Source organism: Providencia sp. PROV003, assembly GCF_045040775.1.
In the GTDB taxonomy this organism is placed as follows: Bacteria; Pseudomonadota; Gammaproteobacteria; order Enterobacterales; family Enterobacteriaceae; genus Providencia; species Providencia huashanensis.
In genome coordinates, this window is sequence record NZ_CP096369.1 from 303,292 (window position 1) to 327,845 (window position 24,554).

General features: G+C 42.8%; 19 protein-coding genes. 8 read left to right on the forward strand and 11 right to left on the reverse strand.

Annotated features, from left to right (window positions below):
- Positions 1-29: 29 nt before the first annotated feature.
- The 6 genes from thiC (at position 30) to thiH (ending at position 5,560) form a co-directional block, all read left to right on the forward strand.
- Positions 30-2,003: a phosphomethylpyrimidine synthase ThiC gene (gene thiC, locus M1F14_RS01245; RefSeq protein WP_181469021.1), complete on the forward strand. Its 1,974-nt coding sequence runs from the start codon at positions 30-32 to the stop codon at positions 2,001-2,003.
- Complete coding sequence (gene thiE, locus M1F14_RS01250) at positions 1,987-2,652, forward strand: thiamine phosphate synthase (RefSeq protein WP_042849031.1); 666 nt, start codon at positions 1,987-1,989, stop codon at positions 2,650-2,652. The genes thiC and thiE overlap by 17 nt, the downstream gene beginning before the upstream one ends.
- 70 nt (positions 2,653-2,722) lie before the next feature.
- The gene (locus tag M1F14_RS01255) at positions 2,723-3,481 is read left to right on the forward strand and encodes a HesA/MoeB/ThiF family protein (RefSeq protein ID WP_042849032.1); all 759 of its coding nucleotides are present in this window, start codon (positions 2,723-2,725) and stop codon (positions 3,479-3,481) included.
- Complete coding sequence (gene thiS / locus M1F14_RS01260; RefSeq protein ID WP_042849033.1) at positions 3,469-3,669, forward strand: sulfur carrier protein ThiS; 201 nt, start codon at positions 3,469-3,471, stop codon at positions 3,667-3,669. Before M1F14_RS01255 ends, thiS begins: the two co-directional genes overlap by 13 nt.
- Positions 3,670-3,671: 2 nt before the next feature.
- A complete protein-coding gene (locus tag M1F14_RS01265; RefSeq protein WP_042849034.1) occupies positions 3,672-4,442 on the forward strand; it encodes a thiazole synthase in 771 nt (256 codons plus the stop codon).
- Positions 4,439-5,560 (forward strand): 2-iminoacetate synthase ThiH, encoded by a 1,122-nt coding sequence (thiH, locus tag M1F14_RS01270; RefSeq protein WP_071547632.1) that lies wholly within the window; start codon positions 4,439-4,441, stop codon positions 5,558-5,560. Before M1F14_RS01265 ends, thiH begins: the two co-directional genes overlap by 4 nt.
- Positions 5,561-5,618: 58 nt before the next feature.
- On the opposite strand, the gene M1F14_RS01275 is transcribed toward thiH, so the two are convergent.
- Complete coding sequence (locus M1F14_RS01275; protein WP_048605399.1) at positions 5,619-6,920, reverse strand: uracil/xanthine transporter; 1,302 nt, start codon at positions 6,918-6,920, stop codon at positions 5,619-5,621.
- Between the two features lie 868 nt (positions 6,921-7,788).
- Between M1F14_RS01275 and pepT the strand changes: the two genes are divergently transcribed.
- Together pepT and dcuC are read left to right on the forward strand one after the other, a co-directional pair.
- A complete protein-coding gene (gene pepT, locus M1F14_RS01280; RefSeq protein WP_042849037.1) occupies positions 7,789-9,042 on the forward strand; it encodes a peptidase T in 1,254 nt (417 codons plus the stop codon).
- Positions 9,039-10,412, forward strand: coding sequence for a C4-dicarboxylate transporter DcuC (gene dcuC / locus M1F14_RS01285; RefSeq protein ID WP_042849038.1), 1,374 nt, complete (start codon positions 9,039-9,041; stop codon positions 10,410-10,412). The genes pepT and dcuC overlap by 4 nt, the downstream gene beginning before the upstream one ends.
- A gap of 70 nt (positions 10,413-10,482) precedes the next feature.
- Here dcuC and M1F14_RS01290 read toward each other — a convergent pair whose 3' ends face one another.
- From M1F14_RS01290 to M1F14_RS01335, 10 genes are all read right to left on the reverse strand, one after another.
- Entirely contained in the window at positions 10,483-11,355 is an 873-nt protein-coding gene (locus tag M1F14_RS01290) for a hypothetical protein (RefSeq protein WP_080750949.1), read from the reverse strand.
- A gap of 423 nt (positions 11,356-11,778) precedes the next feature.
- The gene (rpoC, locus tag M1F14_RS01295; RefSeq protein WP_042849041.1) at positions 11,779-15,999 is read right to left on the reverse strand and encodes a DNA-directed RNA polymerase subunit beta'; all 4,221 of its coding nucleotides are present in this window, start codon (positions 15,997-15,999) and stop codon (positions 11,779-11,781) included.
- Positions 16,000-16,108: 109 nt separating this feature from the next.
- Positions 16,109-20,137: a DNA-directed RNA polymerase subunit beta gene (gene rpoB, locus M1F14_RS01300; RefSeq protein WP_042849042.1), complete on the reverse strand. Its 4,029-nt coding sequence runs from the start codon at positions 20,135-20,137 to the stop codon at positions 16,109-16,111.
- 358 nt (positions 20,138-20,495) lie between these two features.
- Positions 20,496-20,864: a 50S ribosomal protein L7/L12 gene (gene rplL / locus M1F14_RS01305; RefSeq protein ID WP_042849043.1), complete on the reverse strand. Its 369-nt coding sequence runs from the start codon at positions 20,862-20,864 to the stop codon at positions 20,496-20,498.
- A gap of 60 nt (positions 20,865-20,924) precedes the next feature.
- Positions 20,925-21,422, reverse strand: a complete 498-nt coding sequence (gene rplJ, locus M1F14_RS01310; RefSeq protein WP_042849044.1) for a 50S ribosomal protein L10 — start codon at positions 21,420-21,422, stop codon at positions 20,925-20,927.
- A 329-nt stretch (positions 21,423-21,751) separates the two neighbouring features.
- Positions 21,752-22,453 (reverse strand): 50S ribosomal protein L1, encoded by a 702-nt coding sequence (gene rplA / locus M1F14_RS01315; protein ID WP_042849045.1) that lies wholly within the window; start codon positions 22,451-22,453, stop codon positions 21,752-21,754.
- Positions 22,454-22,457: 4 nt separating this feature from the next.
- Complete coding sequence (gene rplK / locus M1F14_RS01320; RefSeq protein WP_042849046.1) at positions 22,458-22,886, reverse strand: 50S ribosomal protein L11; 429 nt, start codon at positions 22,884-22,886, stop codon at positions 22,458-22,460.
- Between the two features lie 177 nt (positions 22,887-23,063).
- Positions 23,064-23,609, reverse strand: a complete 546-nt coding sequence (gene nusG, locus M1F14_RS01325; protein ID WP_004264378.1) for a transcription termination/antitermination protein NusG — start codon at positions 23,607-23,609, stop codon at positions 23,064-23,066.
- Entirely contained in the window at positions 23,610-23,996 is a 387-nt protein-coding gene (gene secE / locus M1F14_RS01330) for a preprotein translocase subunit SecE (protein ID WP_042849047.1), read from the reverse strand.
- 247 nt (positions 23,997-24,243) lie between these two features.
- On the reverse strand, positions 24,244-24,429 hold the full coding sequence (locus M1F14_RS01335; protein WP_129467292.1) for a hypothetical protein: 186 nt from the start codon (positions 24,427-24,429) through the stop codon (positions 24,244-24,246).
- Positions 24,430-24,554 lie beyond the last annotated feature (125 nt).

A 24,554-nucleotide genomic window follows, 5' to 3' on the forward strand; every position in this document is an offset into this window, starting at 1 on the left:
GATAGCCGAGACAATGTCAGGAAATTGCTATGTCCAATAATACACAACAAAACGTCATCCCTACTGCAGACTTATCGCCACAAGCGGCACCGGCACGTACACGTAAAGCTCAAAGAGATGCAGCAGAAAACTTTATTAATACAGTTTCTGGCGTATCATTCCCTAACTCTAAACGCATTTATTTACAAGGTTCTAGAGAAGATATCCAAGTCCCTATGAGAGAAATTCAACTCTCTCAAACTTTAATTGGGGGTGATAAAGACAACCCACAATTTGAAGATAACGAACCTGTTCCTATCTATGACACTTCTGGCCCATACGGCGACCCAGCTTCTGAGTTAAATGTCCACATAGGCTTAAAAAAAATTCGAGCCCCTTGGATAAACGAACGAGCAGATACCATTACCGTAGAAAGCTTAAGCTCAGACTTCACACAACAACGCTTAGCAGATGCAGGCCTTGATCATCTCCGCTTTAACAACCGCCCTAAACCATTAAAAGCGCAAAATAATAAATGTGTAACCCAATTACATTATGCGCGCAAAGGGATAATTACCCCAGAAATGGAGTTTATTGCTATTCGTGAAAATATGGGCCGCGAACGTATTCGCGGCGAAGTGTTATTACAACAACACCCTGGACAGGCTTTTGGGGCAAATTTGCCCGAAAATATTACACCTGAGTTTGTCCGCCAAGAAGTGGCGGCTGGTCGAGCAATTATTCCTGCGAATATTAACCACCCAGAATCTGAACCCATGATAATCGGTCGCAACTTCTTAGTTAAAGTGAATGCGAATATCGGTAACTCATCCGTGACTTCATCTATCGAAGAAGAGGTGGAAAAACTGATTTGGTCAACCCGCTGGGGGGCTGATACCGTTATGGACCTATCAACTGGGCGTTATATTCACGAAACTCGCGAATGGATTTTACGCAATAGCCCTGTGCCTATCGGGACGGTTCCTATTTATCAAGCGCTCGAAAAAGTAAATGGTGTAGCTGAAAACCTAACTTGGGAAATGTTCCGCGATACCCTGCTAGAGCAAGCCGAACAAGGTGTTGACTACTTTACCATCCATGCGGGAGTGCTACTACGTTATGTACCAATGACGGCTAAACGCCTTACGGGAATTGTCTCTCGCGGTGGCTCTATCATGGCAAAATGGTGCTTATCTCATCACCAAGAAAACTTCCTATACGAAAACTTCCGCGAAATCTGTGAAATTTGTGCCGCTTATGACGTTTCCTTGTCATTAGGCGATGGCTTACGTCCAGGATCAATCCAAGATGCGAACGACGAAGCACAATTTGCTGAACTTCATACCCTTGGCGAGCTGACCAAAATTGCATGGGAATATGACGTCCAAGTAATGATCGAAGGCCCAGGTCACGTCCCGATGCAAATGATCCGCCGCAACATGACGGAAGAATTGGAACATTGTCACGAAGCCCCATTCTATACCTTAGGACCACTCACGACAGATATAGCTCCGGGTTACGACCACTTTACCTCGGGTATTGGTGCAGCAATGATCGGCTGGTTTGGCTGTGCGATGCTTTGTTATGTAACACCTAAAGAACACTTAGGGTTGCCTAATAAAGACGATGTAAAACAAGGGCTAATCACCTATAAAATTGCCGCCCATGCCGCTGACCTTGCCAAAGGCCATCCCGGAGCACAAATTCGAGATAACGCCATGTCTAAAGCGCGTTTCGAATTCCGTTGGGAAGACCAATTCAATTTAGCACTTGACCCTGAAACCGCACGCAAATACCACGATGAAACCTTGCCACAAGCATCTGGAAAAATTGCGCATTTCTGTTCAATGTGTGGGCCGAAATTCTGCTCAATGAAGATTTCCCAAGAGGTCCGCGACTATGCCGCTAAAAAAGAAGCTGGCATGGAACAAATGTCCGAAGCATTTCGCGCACATGGCAGTGAGCTTTACCATGGTGCTGAAATCGTCAATGCAGAGGTGACTAATAATGAAAAAATCGCCTAGCGCTGTCACTATTCCTAGTACACCTTTTCCAGCTACCGAAAAATACCTCGGGCTTTATCCTGTTGTCGATTCGGTTGAATGGATTGAACGCCTGCTCAATGCAGGTGTTTCCACCATCCAATTGCGCATCAAGGATAAAACTGATGAAGAAGTACGCGATGATATTCAACAAGCAATTGCCTTAGGGAAAAAGCATAACGCCCGGTTATTTATCAATGATTACTGGCAATTAGCCGTTGAATTAGGAGCCTACGGCGTACACTTAGGCCAAGAAGACTTAGAAACCACGGACTTATTGGCAATTCATCAAGCAGGCCTTCGATTAGGCATTTCAACCCATGATGAACATGAACTCACCATCGCAAAATCAGTGCGCCCTTCCTATATTGCGATGGGACATATATTTCCAACACAGACCAAAGAGATGCCATCTTCCCCTCAAGGATTGGAAACATTAAGGCAAATGGTTGCTGCAACACCTGACTACCCAACCGTCGCAATCGGGGGAATTTCTATCGACAGAGTTCCTGCAGTGCTTGCAACCGGCGTCGGTAGTGTTGCCCTCGTGAGCGCAATTACGCTGGCTGACGATTGGTTAGCCGCAACACAGACACTGTTAGATTTAGTTGAAAACAAGCGTTTATATTAATACTTGATAATCATGGAGTTATTGCGATTTCTCGTAATTTCTCCATGATGATAACTCGAAAGGATCTATCATGTTGAGTGACCAAGAATTTATGCGTTACAGCCGCCAGCTCTTACTCGAAGATATCAGCCCTGAAGGTCAGCAAAAGCTCAAAAATAGCAAAGTGCTGATTGTTGGATTAGGGGGATTAGGTTCACCTGCCTCTCTCTATTTAACTGGGGCTGGTGTAGGGGAACTATGGCTAGCCGACCATGATGACTTACATGTATCTAATTTACAAAGGCAGGTTTTATACGATAGTGACGATATTTCGCTATCAAAAGCTCAGTTAGCAGCCAATAGACTCAACCAGCTCAATCCGCTGGTAAAAACACATGTCATAGCCCAACAACTTGATGTTAAAAGCTTAATTCCATTAGCTGAGCAAGTCGATCTTGTCCTTGATTGTTGTGACAATATGGCGACCCGCCATGCAGTCAATGCCGCCTGTGTTATGACAAGTACTCCTCTCGTTAGTGGTAGTGCTGTTGGGTTTGGTGGGCAACTGATGGTGCTCGAACCGCCATTTCGTTCAGGCTGTTATGCATGCCTCTACCCTGAACAAAGCGAACCGGAACGTAACTGCCGCACCGCCGGTGTCCTAGGCCCTGTCGTCGGTGTTATTGGCACATTACAAGCATTAGAAGCCATAAAACTCCTTGTCGGCCTTCCTTCCTCTTTGAGCGGTAAGTTGCGGTTATTCGATGGCAAGCAGCAGCTCTGGAACACATTGCAACTCTCTCCATCCTCGCAATGCCCAATCTGTAGGGAGGAAATATGCATATCATAATTAACGACCAACCCATGGATTTTGATGCACCGCTTACTGTCAATCAATTGTTTGCCGCTCTTCAACGACAAACAACAGGAACCGCACTTGCCATTAACCAAGTGATTATTCCTAAAAGTCAGTGGGATTCTCATGTCATCAATGACCAAGACAATATCTTGTTATTTCAAGCTATCGCTGGGGGCTAATGATGTTAAAAATTGCAGATTTTACTTTTCAATCACGTCTGTTTACTGGAACAGGCAAATTTGCCAGCGCGAGCCTGATGCAAGATGCTATTCAAGCCTCAGGGAGCCAATTAGTGACTATGGCAATGAAACGTATTGATTTACGTGGAAAAAATGATGGTATCTTACAGCCACTTCAAGAACTTGGCGTAAAACTATTACCCAATACCTCTGGAGCAAAAAACGCACAGGAAGCCATTTTTGCCGCACAACTCGCCCGTGAAGCATTAGGCACTAACTGGGTTAAACTCGAAATTCACCCTGATATGCGTTATTTGCTACCAGACCCAATTGAGACCTTATTGGCCGCAGAACAATTAGTTAAAGAAGGCTTCGTCGTTCTACCTTATTGCAGTGCAGATCCCGTACTTTGCCGACGCCTTGAAGAAGTCGGTTGTGCTGCAGTTATGCCGCTAGGTGCACCTATTGGCACCAATAAAGGCTTAGCTACGAAAGAAATGTTACGCATTATTATCGAACAAGCTACTGTGCCTGTTGTAGTAGATGCAGGGATTGGTGCTCCCAGCCATGCGGCAGAAGCTATCGAAATGGGGGCCGACGCGGTCTTAGTCAATACGGCAATTGCTGTCGCTAAACAGCCGGTCTTAATGGCAAAAGCCTTCAAGCTCGCCGTCGAAGCCGCTGAACTTGCTTACCAAAGCGGGTTAGCTGCGCCTCAACAACAGGCTCAAGCATCTAGCCCATTAACCAGTTTCTTGGGAGCATTATCATGATCCCGAGTTTCAAAGAACGCTTAGAAACACTGAATTGGGATGATATTACACTGCGTATTAACAGCAAAACGTCTCATGATGTGGAACGGGCTTTAGCCAATGATGTGCTCACACTCGACGACTTTATGGCATTGCTATCGCCTGCTGCGCAGCCTTTCATTGAAACGATGGCGCAAAGAGCACAAATGCTGACTCGTCAACGCTTCGGCCATGCAGTTGGGTTTTACGTCCCACTTTATTTATCGAATTTATGTGCAAATGACTGTACTTATTGTGGTTTTTCAATGAGTAATAAAATAAAGCGTAAAACCTTAAATGATAATGAGATAATTAATGAATGCGAAACCATCCGTAAAATTGGCTTTGATAGCTTATTATTAGTCACAGGTGAGCACCAAAATAAAGTCGGAATGGATTATTTTCGTCATACACTCCCAATTATTCGCCAATACTTTAGCTCGTTAATGATGGAAGTACAGCCATTGCACACTGACGAATATAAGGAATTGAAATCATTGGGGCTTGACGGGGTAATGGTCTACCAAGAAACCTACCATGAACCGACCTACCAATTACATCACCTAAAAGGTAAAAAACAGGATTTTCACTGGCGTTTAGCAACACCTGAGCGCTTAGGGGAAGCGGGTATCGATAAAATTGGCTTGGGCGCTTTGATTGGTTTATCAAATAGTTGGCGTACTGACTGTTATATGGTGGCTGAGCATCTACTGTATTTACAACAATATTACTGGCAGAGCCGCTATTCTATCTCATTTCCACGCTTACGCCCTTGTGCGGGGGGAGTAGTCCCAGCATCGATTATGAATGAAGCGGAACTCGTCCAGCTTATCTGCGCCTTTCGCATCCTTGCGCCCAATGTAGAGCTATCACTTTCTACACGTGAATCCCCCTACTTCCGTGACCATGTTGTGCCTCTCGCAATTAATAACATAAGTGCTGGCTCGAAAACCCAGCCGGGTGGATATGCGGATACCAAAGAAGAATTGGAACAATTTTCGCCAAATGATAATCGCAGTGCAGCACAAGTCGCAGACGTACTTGTTAAAGCAGGGTTACAACCTGTTTGGAAAGATTGGGATGGTTATTTAGGACGCTAAGTATCATCAGTATTAATGGAAAGCATCCCATTAATACTGATTAATTTTGTTTTTATTCCTAAGCAATTTTATCCCAGTTAATCGTATTTTCTAAAACCAATGCCAATATGATCCCCATTAATAAACCATTTCCTAACAGAGAGCTGAACATAATGGGTAAGGAATCCAGTACAGCTGCGGGCGCTGACATTAAAAATATGCCAATAAAAATAGGTAAGGCAAGACGATAGATGTTGCGTGCGTTCAGTTTTATATCTGCGAGAAATGAAAACGACGAAAAAAGTAAAGGTAGATAAGTCGCTAACATGACCGCACTTCCGATAGCAAGCGGTAATGAACGAAAAAACTGCGTTAATATGGCAACCCCACCAACACAAAATAAGATCAGACTACCGATACAAAAAGAGAGCCGTGAACTGTCTTTGGTTTGCGTAATTAACCCAATGGAGGAAACAAAAGGAGAATAAGGCACTACCCCTATCGGGGCCGACAACATAGTGACCAAACCCGACATAATAAAACTTCGGCGATATAAGGACTTAGTCGGTAATGAATGAGGATAAAACACATCCGTCCCCCGCATAGCCCCAAACGTGTTTGACGTATTTAATATTCCAGCCAAAATAGCTGTGAGTACAATACTGATACTGATTTGATCAGATTTTCCTAATGGAAATAACATCCATTGGGCAGAAGAAACTGATGACACTGTATTACCAAATAGCCCGCTATATGTAACCCAACCAATAATGGTCCCCATTAATAGTGCATACTTACTGATATTCGGAGGCAAATAAATAATCACCCCAATAACAAAAATAAGTACTGCTAATGCCAGAAAGAAAACTGGGTAATTAACTGTAACACTGTCCCCTGCTACACCAAAAGGTAAACCTAGCATCCCTTTTAAGAAAATAGTGACTAACTGGGCCCCAAGTAAAAACATAAATACTACAAGTACCCCAGGTTTAAATAATTTAGCTAGCCAACCACCTACCCCACTTAGACCAATTAAAACAGTCAGTAAGCCAGACAAAAAAATACCAATAGCTAAGCTCCACCCCACCGTCTCAAGCGCTGTTCCTTGCATAGATTCTGATAATGTCACCGTTAAAATAGTTGCCCACCATAACCCTGTAGGACCTTCCATTACAGCGCGTTTATGACCTAAAAAAGTTTGAAGTAGACAGGCTAATGCCGTTAAGAGAAAAGCATATTGCGTGATCACAAATGTGGTCTGTGACGATAAATGGAAAGCGGATTGTAATGTAGGGGGAATAACGACCGTGTTACAAAAAATAAAAAAGAACCATTGAAAACCAGAAATAATATTATTTTTTTTAATGAGGGAATATTGCATATTGGTTCCTTGCTTTATCTTACTTAGCGTACTACAGCGTAGTAATATTTAATTTTTGTTCTATCTACTTAAGTATTTTCAATGTTATCTATTTGCATCATGACAAAAAAATAGCGCAAGTACCATTAAAATACATTTTAATCTATATATTGAATTTTATGGTCTCTTTATATTAATTAATCAATTTTATTTATTCATTATTAGGTTATCGATAAATTTACCATAGTATAAATCAAACCACCTTCACGTATTTTTATAATCACATATAAAAACAAGATACTCCTTTTTAGATTACATCTTCTATAATCTTCGTTTTTTTTCGAAAACGAAAATTAAGTAATAACACTTAAATGTATGATTATTATAAAAATAATCTCAATATAAAAAGACGTTCACGATGTAAAGAATTAGCTTTTTGTACTTAATTATTGTTATAAATTAGAATTAATATCTACTTAAAGTTGTATTTATATATTGTAAAATTAACATATAAAATTAACTATATTATTTAAAATATTTTTATTCATTAAGAAGGATGTCTTTATTAATATATTTAAGATAAGTGAATAGGAAATAGTTTGTTAAATATAACATACAATAGAAGGATAGTTATTACGCTTTAATATCAATACATTAACAATAAAACATGAGGGTGAAATAAAGTATCTCATTTTAATTCATTACGCAAATAAAGCCACTATTAATTATCAAATTTATATTGTAACTAGCATTTCTTAAAAAAAATGAACAGGTCTGATATTCAAAACCTCTTTCTTCGTGATAAAAGAATGATGTTGTGAAATCAAATTACAACCGCAGAAAAAACTAATGTAAAACACATTCGATAAAATATCGGAGAATTAAAAGAATGAATATTGTTGATCGGTTTATTTCTTATACAAAAATTAACACCACCACTGACAGGGAAAAGGGCGCAGCTGGGATCATGCCATCTTCAGAAGGACAGCGCGTTCTAGCGAAACAACTTGTTCAAGAGTTAGAGGCTCTTGGCGTTGAAGATATTAAATTGCGAGATACGGCTATTGTTACCGCCACTTTACCTTCCAACCTTGATTATGATGTCCCAACAGTCGCTTTCTTCGGCCACTTAGACACCAGTGCAGAACAAACCAATGACACTAAAGCACAGATTTTGCCATACACTGGCGAAGACCTATGCATGAATAAAGAACTCAATATTTATCTACGTAAGAGTGAGTTCCCTGAACTGGTGAATTACATTGGTGATGACATCATCGTCACCGATGGAACCAGCCTATTAGGCGCTGATGATAAAGCGGCAATAGCCTCTATCATGGATATGCTGCAATATTTCAAACAAAACCCAGAAATCAAACATGGCACCATCAAAATTGGCTTTGTTCCAGATGAAGAACAGGGGCTCCGCGGCGCTAAAGCTTTTGATGTGCAAGAATTTGGGGCGGATTTTGCTTATACATTAGACTGCTGCGGGATAGGTGAATTAGTGTATGAAAATTGGAACGCTGGCGATGCCGAAATTATCTTTACCGGTAAATCAGCACACCCAATGTCTGCAAAAGGTAAATTAATCAATTCACTATTAATGGCGCAGAAGTTTATTGCTATGTTACCAGGCGGTGAAGCACCTGAATATACCGATGGCCGTGAAGGTTATTATTGGGTAAAACAAATGTCAGGTAACAGCGCACGTACTGTCCTAAAAATGGATGTGCGTGATTTTACAGAAGAAGGTTACCGCACCCGTATGGCTTTCTTAAAAAAATTAGCAGAAAGCTGTGAAGGTTTATGGGGTAAAGAGAGCGTTGTTTGTAAATTATCAGACCGTTATTCTAACGTTTATAACAGCTTGCAAGGTGAAAACCGCTACCCGATCGATATCGCCGTTGAGGCGTACCAAGCTTGTGGTATCACGCCTAAAGTGATCCCAATGCGTGGTGGGTATGATGGTGCAGCATTGTCACAAAATGGCTTGCCTTGCCCAAATATTTTCACTGGTGCACATAATTTCCACTCCATCTATGAATATTTGCCAGTAAAATCACTGTATGCTGCAAGTGACGTATTAAAACAAGTCGTACAAATTACTGCTGAGCGCTTCAAACCAGGAGCTAAAGCATGATCCCAATTCTAACGGTGCTGATTATCGTTGTTTTGGTTGCGCGGTTTATTTTGAAGGGATACAAAGCTGAACCAGTATTATTAATTGCTGGTTTAGTATTGATGATATTCACCCTAGCCCTTGGCTGGGGGCCTATCCTCCCTAAAAATGTCGCCACCACAGGGATAACTTGGCTCGACCCATTTGAGGTCATGCGTGATTTATTCAGTAGTCGCGCTGCTGATCTCGGTTTAATGATCATGGCATTGATGGGCTTTGCGCACTATATGGACCATATCGGTGCCAATGAAGCGGTAGTGCGTGTTGCAACCAAGCCACTGAAAAATATGCGTTCACCTTATGTACTACTATTTTTCTCTTTCTTGTTGGCGAGTATCTTGCAATTAGCCATTCCATCAGCAACAGGCTTGGCCGTATTGTTAATGGGTACCATGTTCCCAATCATGATTGGCTTGGGGTTATCACCGGCATCTGCGGCTGGGGTTATCGCGACATCCCTTGGTGTTGCCTATACACCAACGGCGATTGATGCTATCCGTGGCGCAAAAGCTGTTGATATGTCTGTCGTTGAATATGTACTTTATTACCAAGGCCCTGCCGCATTAGCAACCGTCCTTGTTGTAGGAATTACACATATATTTTGGCAGCGCCATTGTGACCGTAAACAAGGCTTTGTACCAGAGATTGGAAAAGCGGTACAGTCTCACGAAAAAGAAGAAAACAAAAAATCCGTACCCGGATACTATGCATTTCTTCCTATGTTACCTATCGTGATGGCTGTTGGTACTTCAAACTTATTCTTTAATGGTATTCACTTGGATGTCGTCACAATCGTATTAATTGCTATGGCAATCTGTATGGTGATTGAAACTGCACGAGTCCGTAATTTCAAAATAGTTTGTAATGGCTTTCAAACCTTTTTAAATGGAATGGGCCATGCGTTTAGTAATGTCGTCGGGTTATTAGTTGCGGCTGGTGTTTTTGCTCATGGTATTAAAGTCAGTGGTGCTATAGACCAACTTATCCTTGGTGCAGAATCAGTCGGCTTACCGCCATTTGCAATGGCAATTGTGTTTGCCTTAGTCACTCTTGCTGCAGCAATTATTATGGGTTCAGGTAATGCACCATTCTTAGCATTCGTGGAGTTAATCCCACAAATTGCTCACAGTATGGGCGTTAACCCAATCGCTATGATCCTGCCGATGCAACAGGCTTCTCATATGGGGCGTGGTATGTCCCCTGTTGCAGGGGTTATCATTGCGGTTTCCAGTGGAGCTAAACTACAACCTTTCGATGTAGTCAAACGTACTGCTGTACCATTGATGGTCGGGTTTGTTGCCCACTGTGCAATTATAGGTATTTTTTATTAATCACGAAACTTATCAATAATAATGACAAAGCGGGAAAATATTCCCGCTTTTATTTTTTAATAACATAACATTAATGCTGACACTGGCATGGCTCATCATGTTTCGTATCTGAGTCTATTGGGCAACAAGAGTTGATTGTTTTATTGATGATATTGGATAATGTGTTTACCGTATTAATGATTAATGGCAAGTTGTCACACACCGCATCACAATTTAATAAACCTTTATCTGGTTTTACTGGTGGGGTTAAGCTATCGCACAGTATTTCCTGTAAAACCAACGAGAAATTCGCAATTCCTGTGGTGTAAATGTACGCACGTCCGTCGGTTTCTTTGGCGAGTCGTTCATACTCTCTCGTCACGTTATCTCTATCAGCAAGAGTTGGAAAACGATCTAGATTGGTGGGGCTATCGTCTGGTGTACCTTGGTAGGTATATACTTTAATTCCTCTTTCTTGAGCCACAGATATAGCTTCATTATTTTTGGCGATAGCAGCACGAGTGAGAATTCCGCCGCCCCCTTCCATTCCTTCATCACCCAATACAAAGATAGCCCTACGGGCATCATCGCGCCAATCAAAATGTTTACTAATATCAATAACCGCGCGACATAAATCCTCTTTATTTCCAGCGTGATCTCGCCCGTCAGATTCTTTAAACGGCAATCTAGCTTGTAGTTCCCTTTCGTTTGCACCTATCTTGATTAAATATTCGCTGGCAGATTGATCAAACTTTGTGTTTGCCCAATTCCCTTCTATGCCTAAAAATGTCGCTCTAAGATGGGATGGACACTTTGCTGATGCCGCTTCAATCGTCGCATCAATCTGTTGACTTAAATCCCCTGCTTCATCAGCCATTGAACCGCTGGTATCAATAATAACGACTAAATCTAAAGCAATAGGGCCGTTACCTGTCACTATTTGTGCTGTATTTTTATTATGCATAATAGATGCTTGGGATGTCTGGATATTCGGAGGGAAAATACTATCTTTACTATTATCTATATTTTTATTCAAAATGATTATCCTATCGTTTATTAATTAATATTTTTATAATTCAAACTTATTAATAATAAATTAAAAGTGAAATTATAAGTTTATCGTCACACATCGGAGATAAACATTATTAATTTATTTCCCTCAATAATCACTTAATTTATAAACTCAGCTTATAGTTAAATTTAACATTCAATATTAAATTTAATTAACGCTATTATTTATAAATAAAAATCAAAATAATAATACAGCAAGTCATATAGCTACCAATTGAATAATTAAAAATACCATCGGTTGATATTTAATTTATATATAAAAAAACCGATGCACATAAGGCATCGGTTTTTTCTAGAAAACTAAGACTAATAGGTCTTAATTTTTGTCGCTAGTAAAGCCAGCGTTTAACAGTTCAGCTAAGTTCGCTGTTGCTTCATCTGCACTCACTTGTGGAGCTTCCACAACATCATTCAGATGACGGCGACGGATACGGTCTTGGTGATACGCAAAACCAGTACCTGCAGGGATCAGACGCCCAACAATAACGTTTTCTTTCAGACCACGCAGTTCGTCACGTTTACCAGCAACCGCTGCTTCAGTCAGTACGCGTGTTGTTTCTTGGAACGATGCTGCCGAGATAAAGGATTCTGTTGCCAGAGATGCTTTAGTAATACCCAACAGGTCACGAGCATAGTTAGCTGGAATTTTACCTTCAACTTCCAGTTTACGGTTAGAAACTTTAACACGTGAGTACTCAACTTGTTCACCTTCGAGGAATTCTGAACTTCCAGCATCCGCGATGGTAACTTTACGCAGCATCTGACGCACGATAACCTCAATGTGTTTATCGTTTATCTTAACGCCTTGTAAGCGGTAAACTTCCTGAACCTCGTTAGTGATATAACGTGTCACTGCATGAACACCACGCAGACGCAGAATATCATGTGGAGATTCTGGACCATCGGAAACAACATCACCGCGTTCGACGATCTCACCTTCAAACACGTTGAGCTGACGCCATTTAGGGATCATCTCTTCGTATGGATCACTACCATCTAATGGTGTGATAACCAAACGACGCTTACCTTTGGTTTCTTTACCAAACGAGATAATACCGCTAATTTCAGCCAAGATAGCTGGTTCTTTCGGACGACGAGCTTCAAACAAGTCAGCTACGCGTGGCAGACCACCCGTGATATCTTTTGTACCCACAGATTCTTGTGGAATACGTGCTAAAGTATCACCCGCGCTGATAGCAACACCATCATCTAACTGAACAATCGCTTTACCCGGTAAGAAATACTGAGTTGGCATATCAGTGTTAGGAATAAGAACATCGTTACCTTTTGCGTCAATAACACGCAAAGCAGGACGTAAATCTTTACCACCACTAGTACGTTCAGCGCTATCCAGTACAACGATTGAAGACAGACCAGTTAATTCATCAGTCTGACGCGTCATCGTTTGACCATCAAGCATGTCAGAGAAGCTGATAAAGCCTGAAACTTCACTGACGACTGGCATCGTATGTGGATCCCAGTTAGCAACAGTTTCGCCACCTGTTACCGCAGCGCCATCGCCTTTCGTCAAGTGCGCACCGTAAGGGACTTTATAGCTTTCTTTCGTACGACCGAACTCATCGATCAGGCGAAGTTCTGTATTACGTGAAGTAATAACCAACTTACCTTCTGAGTTAGTAACATATTTCGCGTTAACTAATTTCAGCGTACCTGTGTTACGAACTTGAATGCTAGATTCAGCTGCCGCACGAGATGCCGCACCACCGATGTGGAACGTACGCATCGTCAACTGTGTACCCGGCTCACCGATTGATTGTGCCGCGATAACACCGATAGCTTCACCTTTGTTGATGATATGACCACGAGCAAGGTCACGACCATAACAGTGAGCACACACACCGAAGTCAGTTTCACAACTTACTACTGAACGAACTTTAACGCTGTCGACTGAGTTAGCTTCTAACAAGTCACACAGTTTTTCGTGCAGTAATGTGTTACGTGGAACTAAAATATCCGCAGTACCTGGAACCAGAATGTCTTCTGCAGTCACACGACCCAGTACACGCTCACGCAGTGGTTCTTTCACGTCACCACCCTCGATAACCGGAGTCATCAGGATACCTTCATGAGTACCACAGTCGTCTTCAGTAACAACCAAGTCCTGTGCAACGTCAACTAAACGACGAGTCAAGTAACCGGAGTTCGCTGTTTTCAATGCGGTATCGGCAAGACCTTTACGCGCACCGTGCGTCGAAATAAAGTACTGGAGAACGTTCAGACCTTCACGGAAGTTTGCCGTGATTGGTGTTTCGATGATTGAGCCATCTGGCTTAGCCATCAGACCACGCATACCCGCTAGCTGACGGATCTGAGCAGCAGAACCACGAGCACCGGAGTCGGCCATCATAAAGATACTGTTGAAAGAAACTTGTTGTTCTTCTTCACCATCACGGTTAATAACCGTTTCAGTTGACAAGTTTTCCATCATTGCTTTTGCAACGCGTTCGTTTGCAGCAGCCCAGATATCGATAACTTTGTTATAACGTTCGCCTGCTGTTACCAAACCAGATTGGAACTGTTCTTGAATTTCAGCAACTTCTGCTTCTGCTTCTGCGATGATCCCAGCTTTTTTCTCTGGAATAACCATATCGTCGATACCAACCGATGCACCAGAACGTGCCGCATAGGCAAAACCGGTGTACATGATTTGGTCAGCAAAAATAACGGTTGGCTTCAGACCCAATACGCGGTAGCAGGTGTTCAGCATTTTGGAAATCGCTTTCTTACCGAGTGCTTGGTTAACCAATGCATAAGGCAGACCTTTCGGTACGATCATCCATAAAATTGCACGACCAATCGTGGTATCAACTAAACCAGTATTAATCGTAATGTTACCTTCCGAATCTTTAACTTCTTCAGTGATACGGACTTTAACACGGGCATGCAGTGATGCATGACCTGAACGGTAAACACGCTCAGCTTCTTTAGGGCCGGCTAACACCATGCCTTCGCCTTTCGCGTTTACACAGTCACGAGTCATGTAGTAAAGACCTAATACAACGTCCTGAGAAGGAACGATGATAGGCTCACCACTTGCAGGTGACAGAATGTTGTTTGTTGACATCATCAACGCACGTGCTTCTAACTGAGCTTCCAGAGTTAGAGGAACGTGTACCGCCATTTGGTCACCATCGAAGTCGGCGTTATATGCCGCACAAACGAGTGGGTGCAATTGGATAGCTTTACCTTCGATCAAGATAGGTTCGAAAGCTTGGATACCCAGACGGTGAAGTGTTGGTGCACGGTTCAGCATAACTGGGTGTTCGCGGATAACTTCATCCAAGATATCCCAAACAACGGCTTCTTCGCGCTCAACCATTTTCTTCGCAGCTTTAATGGTTGTTGCCAGACCACGTAATTCTAATTTGCCATAGATAAATGGTTTGAATAACTCAAGTGCCATTTTCTTAGGCAGACCGCACTGATGCAGACGTAGGTATGGACCTACGGTGATAACAGAACGACCTGAGTAGTCAACACGCTTACCAAGTAAGTTCTGACGGAAACGACCTTGTTTACCTTTGATCATATCAGCCAAAGATTTCAGAGGACGTTTGTTAGAACCAGTGATAGCACGACCACGACGACCGTTATCTAACAGAGCATCAACCGCTTCTTGCAACATACGTTTTTCGTTACGTACGATGATGTCTGGCGCAGCCAGATCCAGAAGACGTTTCAGACGGTTATTACGGTTGATTACGCGACGATACAGATCGTTGAGATCGGACGTTGCGAAACGGCCACCATCCAATGGAACTAATGGACGCAGATCAGGTGGTAATACTGGCAGCACATTTAGGATCATCCACTCTGGTTTGTTGCCAGATTGGATAAATGCTTCCAGTAGTTTGATACGCTTAGTCAGCTTTTTACGCTTAGTTTCAGAGTTAGTTTCGTTTAACTCTTCACGCAGCGTTTCACACTCGTTCTCAAGATCGAGGTTTTTCAGCAGGCCTTGGATAGCTTCCGCACCCATTTTCGCATCAAATTCGTCACCGAACTCTTCTAGCGCATCTAAATATTGCTCTTCTGTCAGAATCTGTGCACGCTCAAGGCTAGTCATACCACCTTCAACGACGACATATGATTCAAAGTACAGAACGCGTTCGATATCACGCAGTGGCATATCGAGCAACAAACCGATACGTGATGGCAGTGATTTTAAGAACCAGATATGTGCAGTCGGAGAAGCAAGTTCAATATGACCCATGCGCTCACGACGGACTTTGGTCTGTGTAACTTCAACGCCACACTTCTCACAAATCACACCACGGTGTTTTAAACGTTTGTACTTACCGCACAGACATTCGTAATCTTTTACTGGCCCGAAAATACGTGCGCAGAAAAGACCGTCACGCTCAGGTTTGAACGTACGGTAGTTAATGGTTTCTGGCTTTTTCACTTCACCGAATGACCACGAACGGATCATATCAGGTGATGCCAGAGCAATTTTGATCGCATCAAACTCTTCGGTCTTGGTTTGCGCTTTCAGAAACTTTATTAAGTCTTTCACAAAATGGCTCCTGTCGGAGTTAGACCTGTCAGGTGAGTGTTCAAAGCCACTCTCCCCAAATCCCAGTGCTTACATAGGCCGGAAGGCGAGCCCTCCGGCACAAAACGAATTACTCGTCTTCCAGCTCGATGTTGATACCCAGTGAGCGGATTTCTTTCAGCAATACGTTGAAAGATTCCGGCATACCAGGTTCCATCTGATGGCTGCCATCGACGATGTTTTTATACATCTTCGTACGGCCGTTAACGTCATCCGATTTAACTGTAAGCATTTCTTGAAGAGTATAGGCTGCACCGTATGCTTCCAGTGCCCACACTTCCATCTCCCCGAAACGCTGACCACCGAACTGCGCTTTACCACCCAGCGGTTGCTGAGTAACCAAGCTATAAGAACCTGTTGAACGGGCGTGCATCTTATCGTCAACCAAGTGGTTCAGTTTCAGCATGTACATATAACCAACAGTAACTTGACGTTCAAAACGCTCGCCAGTACGACCATCGAATAATGTAATCTGACCTGAAGTTGGTAGACCACCCAATTTCAGTAGTTCTTTGATTTCTTTCTCTTTCGCACCATCAAATACTGGTGTTGCAATTGGCATACCTTTTTTCAGGTTCTCAGCCAAACGCATAACTTCTTCGTCAGAGAAAGTGTTCAAGTCAACTTTCTGGCGCGGGTCATCACCTAAATCGTATGCTTTTTGGATAAACTCACGCAGTTTGGCAACTTCTTCTTGCTGTTTAAGCATAGCATTGATTTTCTCACCAATACCTTTCGCAGCCATCCCTAAGTGGGTTTCCAAAATCTGACCGATGTTCATACGTGATGGTACGCCCAGCGGGTTCAGAACGATATCAACTGGGTTACCGTTTTCATCGTAAGGCATGTCTTCAACTGGGTTGATTTTTGAGATAACACCTTTGTTACCATGGCGACCCGCCATTTTATCACCCGGTTGGATCTGACGTTTAACAGCCAGATAAACCTTAACAATTTTCAGTACACCCGGTGCTAAGTCATCACCTTGAGTAATTTTACGACGTTTCGCATCGAGTTTTTTCTCAAACTCAGATTTCAGTTCATCGTACTGTTCAGCTAACTGTTCTAACTGGTTTTGCTTCTCTTCGTCTGCTAAAGATAGCTCTAACCAACGATCACGAGGCAGTTTATCCAGTTTTTCAGCTTCAATTCCACCGTTAACCAGTACAGAACGGATACGAGCAAACAGACCTGCTTCAAAAATACGCAGTTCTTCTGTTAAGTCTTTCTTCGCATCACGTAACTGAGTTTCTTCGATCTCTAATGCACGTTTATCTTTCTCTACGCCATCACGAGTAAATACTTGTACGTCAATAACCGTACCAGAAACACCGTTAGGAACACGTAAAGAAGAGTCTTTAACGTCTGATGCTTTTTCACCGAAGATAGCACGTAACAGTTTCTCTTCTGGCGTTAATTGTGTTTCACCTTTAGGTGTCACTTTACCGACCAGAATGTCGCCGCCTTTCACTTCTGCACCGATATAAACGATACCGGATTCGTCAAGTTTAGAAAGTGCAGCTTCACCGACGTTTGGAATATCCGCAGTGATTTCTTCAGGCCCTAATTTAGTGTCACGAGACACACAAGAAAGTTCCTGAATGTGAATAGTTGTGAAACGGTCTTCTTGAACAACACGCTCAGAGACTAAGATGGAGTCTTCGAAGTTATAACCATTCCATGGCATGAATGCCACACGCATGTTTTGACCAAGCGCTAATTCACCGAGGTCTGTTGAAGGACCATCAGCTAACACGTCACCACGTTCAACTGGTTCACCTAAAGATACACAAGGCATCTGGCTAATACAGGTATTTTGGTTCGAACGTGTATATTTGGTCAGGTTATAAATATCGATCCCAGCTTCACCCGGGTACATCTCATCTTCGTTAACTTTAATCACGATACGAGAAGCATCAACGTACTGAACTGAACCACCACGTCTTGCAACAGCAGTAACCCCTGAGTCAACCGCTACTGCGCGTTCCATACCTGTACCTACCAACGGTTTGTCAGCACGTAAAGTAGGAACCGCTTGACGTTGCATGTTCGCACCCATCAATGCACGGTTAGCATCATCGTGTTCAAGGAATGGGATCAGTGACGCCCCTACAGAAACAACCTGTTGAGTCGAAACGTCCATATATTCAACTTGTTCACGGCTGAATAAGCTTGATTCACCTTTGTTACGACAAGTGATCAGTTCTTCAACAAAGCTACCATCATCACCTAAAACGGTGTTCGCCTGAGCAATGATAAAGTTGCCTTCTTCGATTGCAGACAGATAGTGAATTTCGTCAGTAACTAAGCCATCACGAACTAAACGGTATGGGGTTTCCAAGAAACCGTACTCATTGGTCTGTGCATAAACAGATAATGAGTTAATCAGACCGATGTTCGGACCTTCAGGCGTTTCGATTGGACATACACGACCATAGTGAGTTGGGTGAACGTCACGTACTTCGAAGCCCGCACGCTCACGAGTCAGACCACCTGGACCTAACGCAGAGATACGACGTTTGTGCGTAATTTCAGATAGCGGGTTGTTCTGGTCCATAAATTGGGACAGCTGGCTGGAACCAAAGAACTCTTTAACTGCCGCTGAAATTGGTTTCGCGTTGATCATGTCTTGTGGCATTAATGCATCAAGGTCGCCCAGAGAAAGACGCTCTTTCACTGCACGCTCAACACGGACCAGACCTACACGGAACTGGTTTTCTGCCATCTCACCAACAGAACGAATACGACGGTTACCTAAGTGGTCGATATCATCAACTTCGCCTTTACCGTTACGGATATCGATGAGTTTACGCATAACATCAATGATGTCTTCTTCACTCAAGATACCAGAACCTTCGATTTCTTCGCGGTTCAGTGAACGGTTGAACTTCATGCGGCCTACTGCAGACAAGTCGTAACGGTCTTCAGAGAAGAATAAGTTTTCGAACAAGTTCTCAGCAGCTTCACGTGTTGGTGGCTCACCAGGGCGCATCATACGGTAGATTTCTACCAGTGCACTTAAACGATCGTTAGTTGGGTCGACACGAACGGTTTCAGAAATGTAAGCACCGTGGTCTAAGTCATTAGTAAACAATGTTTCGATTGTTTTATGACCTGACTGGCTTAAACGCGCTAACATATCTAAAGAAAGCTCCATGTTCGCTGCACAAATCAGCTCACCAGTACTTTCATCAATGTAGTCTCTTGCAACAACTTTACCTGCAATATATTCAACAGGTACTTCGATGTTACTAACTTCTTCTTTTTCTAACTGACGAATATGACGTGCTGTGATACGGCGGCCTTTTTCTACATAGACTTTACCGTTCGCTTCGATATCAAAAGAAGCTGTTTCACCACGTAAACGCTCAGGAACTAGCGTCATCATCAGTTTGTTATCGCGGATTTGGAAGACAGTTTTTTCGAAGAACAGATTTAAGATATCTTCAGTACTGTAATCCATTGCACGTAGAATAATGGTCGCTGGTAATTTACGGCGACGGTCAATACGTACAAATAGGTTATCTTTCGGGTCAAATTCGAAATCAAGCCATGAACCACGGTAAGGGATAATACGTGCGTTATATAGCACTTTACCTGAAGAGTGTGTTTTACCTTTATCGCTGTCAAAGAATACACCAGGGCTACGGTGTAACTGAGAAACGATAACACGCTCAGTACCGTTGATAACGAAAGTTCCGTTTTCAGTCATGAGTGGAATTTCACCCATGTAGACTTCTTGTTCTTTGATGTCTTTAACTGTACCTTCTGGCGCTTCACGCTCATAAACGATGAGACGTAATTTCACTCGTAAAGGTGCAGAGTAAGTTACACCGCGAATTTGACATTCTTTAACATCAAAAACAGGCTCGCCTAAACGATAGCTGACATATTGTAGTTCAGCATTACCGCTATAGCTCTGAATTGGAAACACAGAACGGAAAGCTGCTTCTAGCCCATTCTGGCCATCTGGATCTTGCTCGATAAACTTCTGGAACGAGTCAAGTTGGATAGAAAGGAGATATGGTATGTCCAAAACTTGTGGACGTTTACCAAAGTCCTTACGAATACGTTTTTTCTCGGTATAGGAGTAAACCATAGGTTTCCTCAGCTCGTTGATCAGTGACCCAAGTGGTTAGCTCTTTTAGTAAGAGTCTGAACCGCAACGCGTTTTTTATTAGAAACGGAAAATGAATACTTTCCTTAATACTCATTGCTATTACTCTTAAATCATTTCATTGCGTTACATTTGCTACCGAGCTACCCGAGCGGGTCGTAGCTAAGAACACAGTATATTAAGTCGTCAATAGAAAGAAGTATTGGAGGGTTGTTGTTAACATTAAAACTGCGTGAAAAGCTGTTAACACCCATCACGCTTTACAGCGCAAAAAGGCTGGTGATTAAAAAATCACCAGCCGTCAGCCTAAATAAACTAGGCTGCGTTCTTGAAGTTAAACTTATTTAAGTTCAACAGAAGCGCCTGCTTCTTCAAGAGCTTTCTTCAGAGTTTCAGCTTCGTCTTTGCTTGCGCCTTCTTTGATAGTCGCTGGAGCTGATTCTACCATGTCTTTAGCTTCTTTCAGGCCAAGACCAGTTGCGCCACGAACTGCTTTGATGACTGCAACTTTGTTGCCGCCAATACCAGTCAGAACAACATCAAACTCAGTTTTTTCTTCAGCAGCTTCAGCAGCAGCACCTGGTGCAGCAGCAACAGCAGCAGCAGCAGAAACGCCGAATTTTTCTTCCATCATAGTAATCAGTTCAACAACGTCCATTACAGACATTTCTGCAACTGCATCAAGGATTTGGTCTTTAGTGATAGACATAACAAGTGTTCCTAAAATTCAGAAATAGTTTATACGTTAAAAAGCAACGAAGGAAAGGGCTTATGCAGCTTCTTTCTGATCGCGCAGAGCAGCCAGAGTACGAACCAGTTTGCCGGCAGCGGCTTCTTTCATGGTTGCCATCAGGCGTGCGATTGCTTCTTCGTAAGTTGGGAGAGTTGCCAGACGATCGATATCTTTCGCTTGGATTAACTCACCTTCAAAGGCCGCAGCTTTAATCTCAAATGCTGGATTCGCTTTCGCGAACTCTTTGAACAGACGAGCAGCAGCGCCCGGGTGTTCGTTAGAGAAAGCAATTAAGGTTGGACCAACAAACGCGTCTTTCAGTACATCATAAGAAGTACCTTCAACAGCACGGCGGATCAGTGTATTACGAACAACACGGATATAAACGCCAGCTTCGCGACCTGCTTTACGCAGTTCAGTCATTTTTGCTACAGTTACGCCGCGTGAATCAGCAACAACTGCAGAAAGCGCGCCTTTGGCTACTTCGCTGACTTCAGCAACAATCGCTTGTTTGTCTTGAAGATTTAGTGCCATTAGCTTCTTGCTCCTGGATTAACCGGGAAACCCCCGGGACTCACATCACTCAGACACAACATGTGTTTGAGCGCTAAAACACGGTGAGCAGAATCCAGAATAAAATTCTAGGTATCTCTGTCACCGTCTACGCAGGCAAATTAAGTAGCTATTAATAACTAATAAACTACACCTGCGGTCTTGGACGGGGTCTGGAAAGGCCAGACTCCATACCGAAATTCGTGGTTTGTTGAGCATATTTCTATACCCAACAAACTCAAGGCGTCAAATTCTATACAAAATTGACGCAAAGGTAAAGCCTAATTACCAATTAGCCAAAGCTATGGAAATTAAACTGTCGCTGATAAACCAGCTTGGTCAACAGCAACACCTGCACCCATCGTCGTAGACAGGCTAACTTTCTTGATGAAAACACCTTTAGCTGAAGCTGGTTTTGCTTTTTTCAGAGCAACCAACAGAGCTTCTAAGTTTTCTTTCAGTTTGTCAGCATCGAAATCAACTTTACCGATAGTGGTGTGGATGATTCCGTTTTTGTCATTACGGTAACGAACCTGACCTGCTTTAGCATTGTTAACTGCTTCAGCAACGTTTGGTGTTACAGTACCAACTTTCGGGTTTGGCATCAGACCACGTGGGCCTAAAACTTGACCTAATTGGCCAACAACGCGCATTGCATCTGGAGATGCGATAACAACGTCGAAGTCCATTTCACCAGCTTTGATTTTATCAGCCAGATCTTCCATACCAACCAGTTCAGCACCTGCAGCTTTAGCAGCTTCAGCGTTTGCGCCCTGTGCAAATACAGCAACGCGAACTGAACGGCCAGTACCGTGTGGCAGTACAGTAGCACCGCGAACGTTTTGGTCAGATTTACGAGCATCGATGCCCAGGTTGATAGCTACGTCAACGCTTTCTACGAATTTAGCAGTTGCTAATTCTTTCAGCAGTGCAACGGCTTCGTTGATGTCGTACTGTTTAGTTGCATCAACTTTCTCACGGATATTGCGCATGCGCTTAGTCAGTTTAGCCATTGTCTTAGTCCTCCACTACCAGGCCCATGGAACGAGCAGTACCTTCGATTGAACGCATCATTGCGTCAATATCAGCACCAGTCATGTCCGCAGCTTTAGTTTCAGCGATTTCGCGAATCTGAGCAGAGGTCACTTTACCAACTTTGTCTTTGTTAGGCTTGCCTGAACCAGACTTAACGCCAGCTGCTTTTTTCAGCAGAACTGCTGCAGGTGGAGTTTTGGTAACGAAAGTGAAAGAACGGTCTGCATAAACAGTAATAACAACAGGAATTGGTAAACCTTTTTCTAGGCTGTCTGTTTTTGCGTTGAACGCTTTACAGAATTCCATGATGTTAACACCTTGTTGACCCAGAGCTGGACCAACTGGTGGACTTGGGTTCGCCATACCAGCTGCAACTTGCAGCTTAACGTAGGCTTGAACTTTCTTAGCCATGATATTTCCTCTAGATGGGTGATAGCGCCTTACGATTTGCAAGGCTCCCCGTTACATTAAACATGCCCCGCCCTATATTAAGCCAGTTAAGAGGCTAAATTGGCAAAGCATAAAAACAAAAGGCGCGAAATTGTAGTCAAATTTCACGCCTTTTGCAAGTCAGTTTTGTCGTTTAGATTAGGCTTTTTCGACTTGGCCAAAATCCAATTCGACTGGAGTTGCACGACCAAAGATAGAAACAGAGACTTTTAAGCGGCTCTTTTCATAATCGATTTCTTCAACAACACCGTTAAAGTCAGCAAATGGACCTTCACTAACGCGAACCATTTCACCAGGTTCAAACAGTGTTTTCGGACGTGGCTTATCACCAACTTGTTGTAAGCGGTTCATGATCGCATCAACTTCTTTATCGCTAATAGGTGCAGGTCGATCTGACGTTCCACCAATGAACCCCATTACACGTGGTACACTACGTACTAAGTGCCAAGAGTCATCGTTCATGACCATTTGGACTAAGACATAGCCTGGGAAGAATTTACGTTCACTCTTACGGCGCTGACCGCTACGGATTTCAACAACCTCTTCTGTTGGAACCATAACTTCGCCAAAAGAATCTTCCATAGCATGTAATTTGATATGTTCACGTAAAGACTGTGCTACGCGACCTTCAAAACCAGAGAATGCCTGAATGACATACCAGCGCTTTTTAGGTGAATCGGACATTTAGAATAACCTCAGGCTTGTAATAAATGAAACTAAACGCACCAGGATACCATCTAATCCCCACAGTATTAATGACATAACCGCCGTTACTGCGGCAACAATCAATGTAGTTTGTAATGTTTCCTGGCGAGTAGGCCAAATGACTTTTCTCATCTCAATGCGAGCTTCGCGCGCAAACGCCAGTGTTGCTTTACCTTTTGCAGTCCATAAAGCGACAGCACCCGCAATAGCGACAACAGCCACGACCGCAAAAGCACGCAGGGCGAGATTATATTGACGGAAGTAATAGTTGCCGACAATAGCAATTATTAATAGGGCACAGACAATTACCCATTTGAAGATGTCTGCACTGCGTCCACTTCCTTGAGCTTCGCTATTCGCACTCATAATTCAACCTGTTACCATGAAGTATGTACAAAGCCAGCTTGTTTACAAAGGTAAAACAAGCAAGCCAAACCAATAGAATATGCCAACATATCCCCCAAATACTACCAACTCAACCTGTAGCACCTGATAAGGATATCAATAACATCACCTGCGAGTTAAAGGCGATTAGCCTTGTTTAATGGAGTTAAATTAGCGCTATTGGTTCTGCAAATACGACTAAATGCAGTCACATTCTATTTCGCAAGTACTATTTGTTGGCCAGTACTATCCATTTCACAAGTGCTATCCATTCCGCAGGAATTTCAGCATGCTCAGCAAATTTTTCAACCACACCAATAGGAAAATAACCTTCTTTTTTGTGGCAGCGGTAAAATATACCATATCTTCTGAGCAAAACCTTAATAAATCTCATATAACTGCGTAAAGTAAACAACGCAGTTACCAATTTATTGTTTCAAATCGTTGTTTCAGAGCCTATCTCACCAATAATTATATAAACGATTGATGAGATAGGTTCTTAATTTTGCAACGTATAAAAAGGACGTCTAATAGACGCCC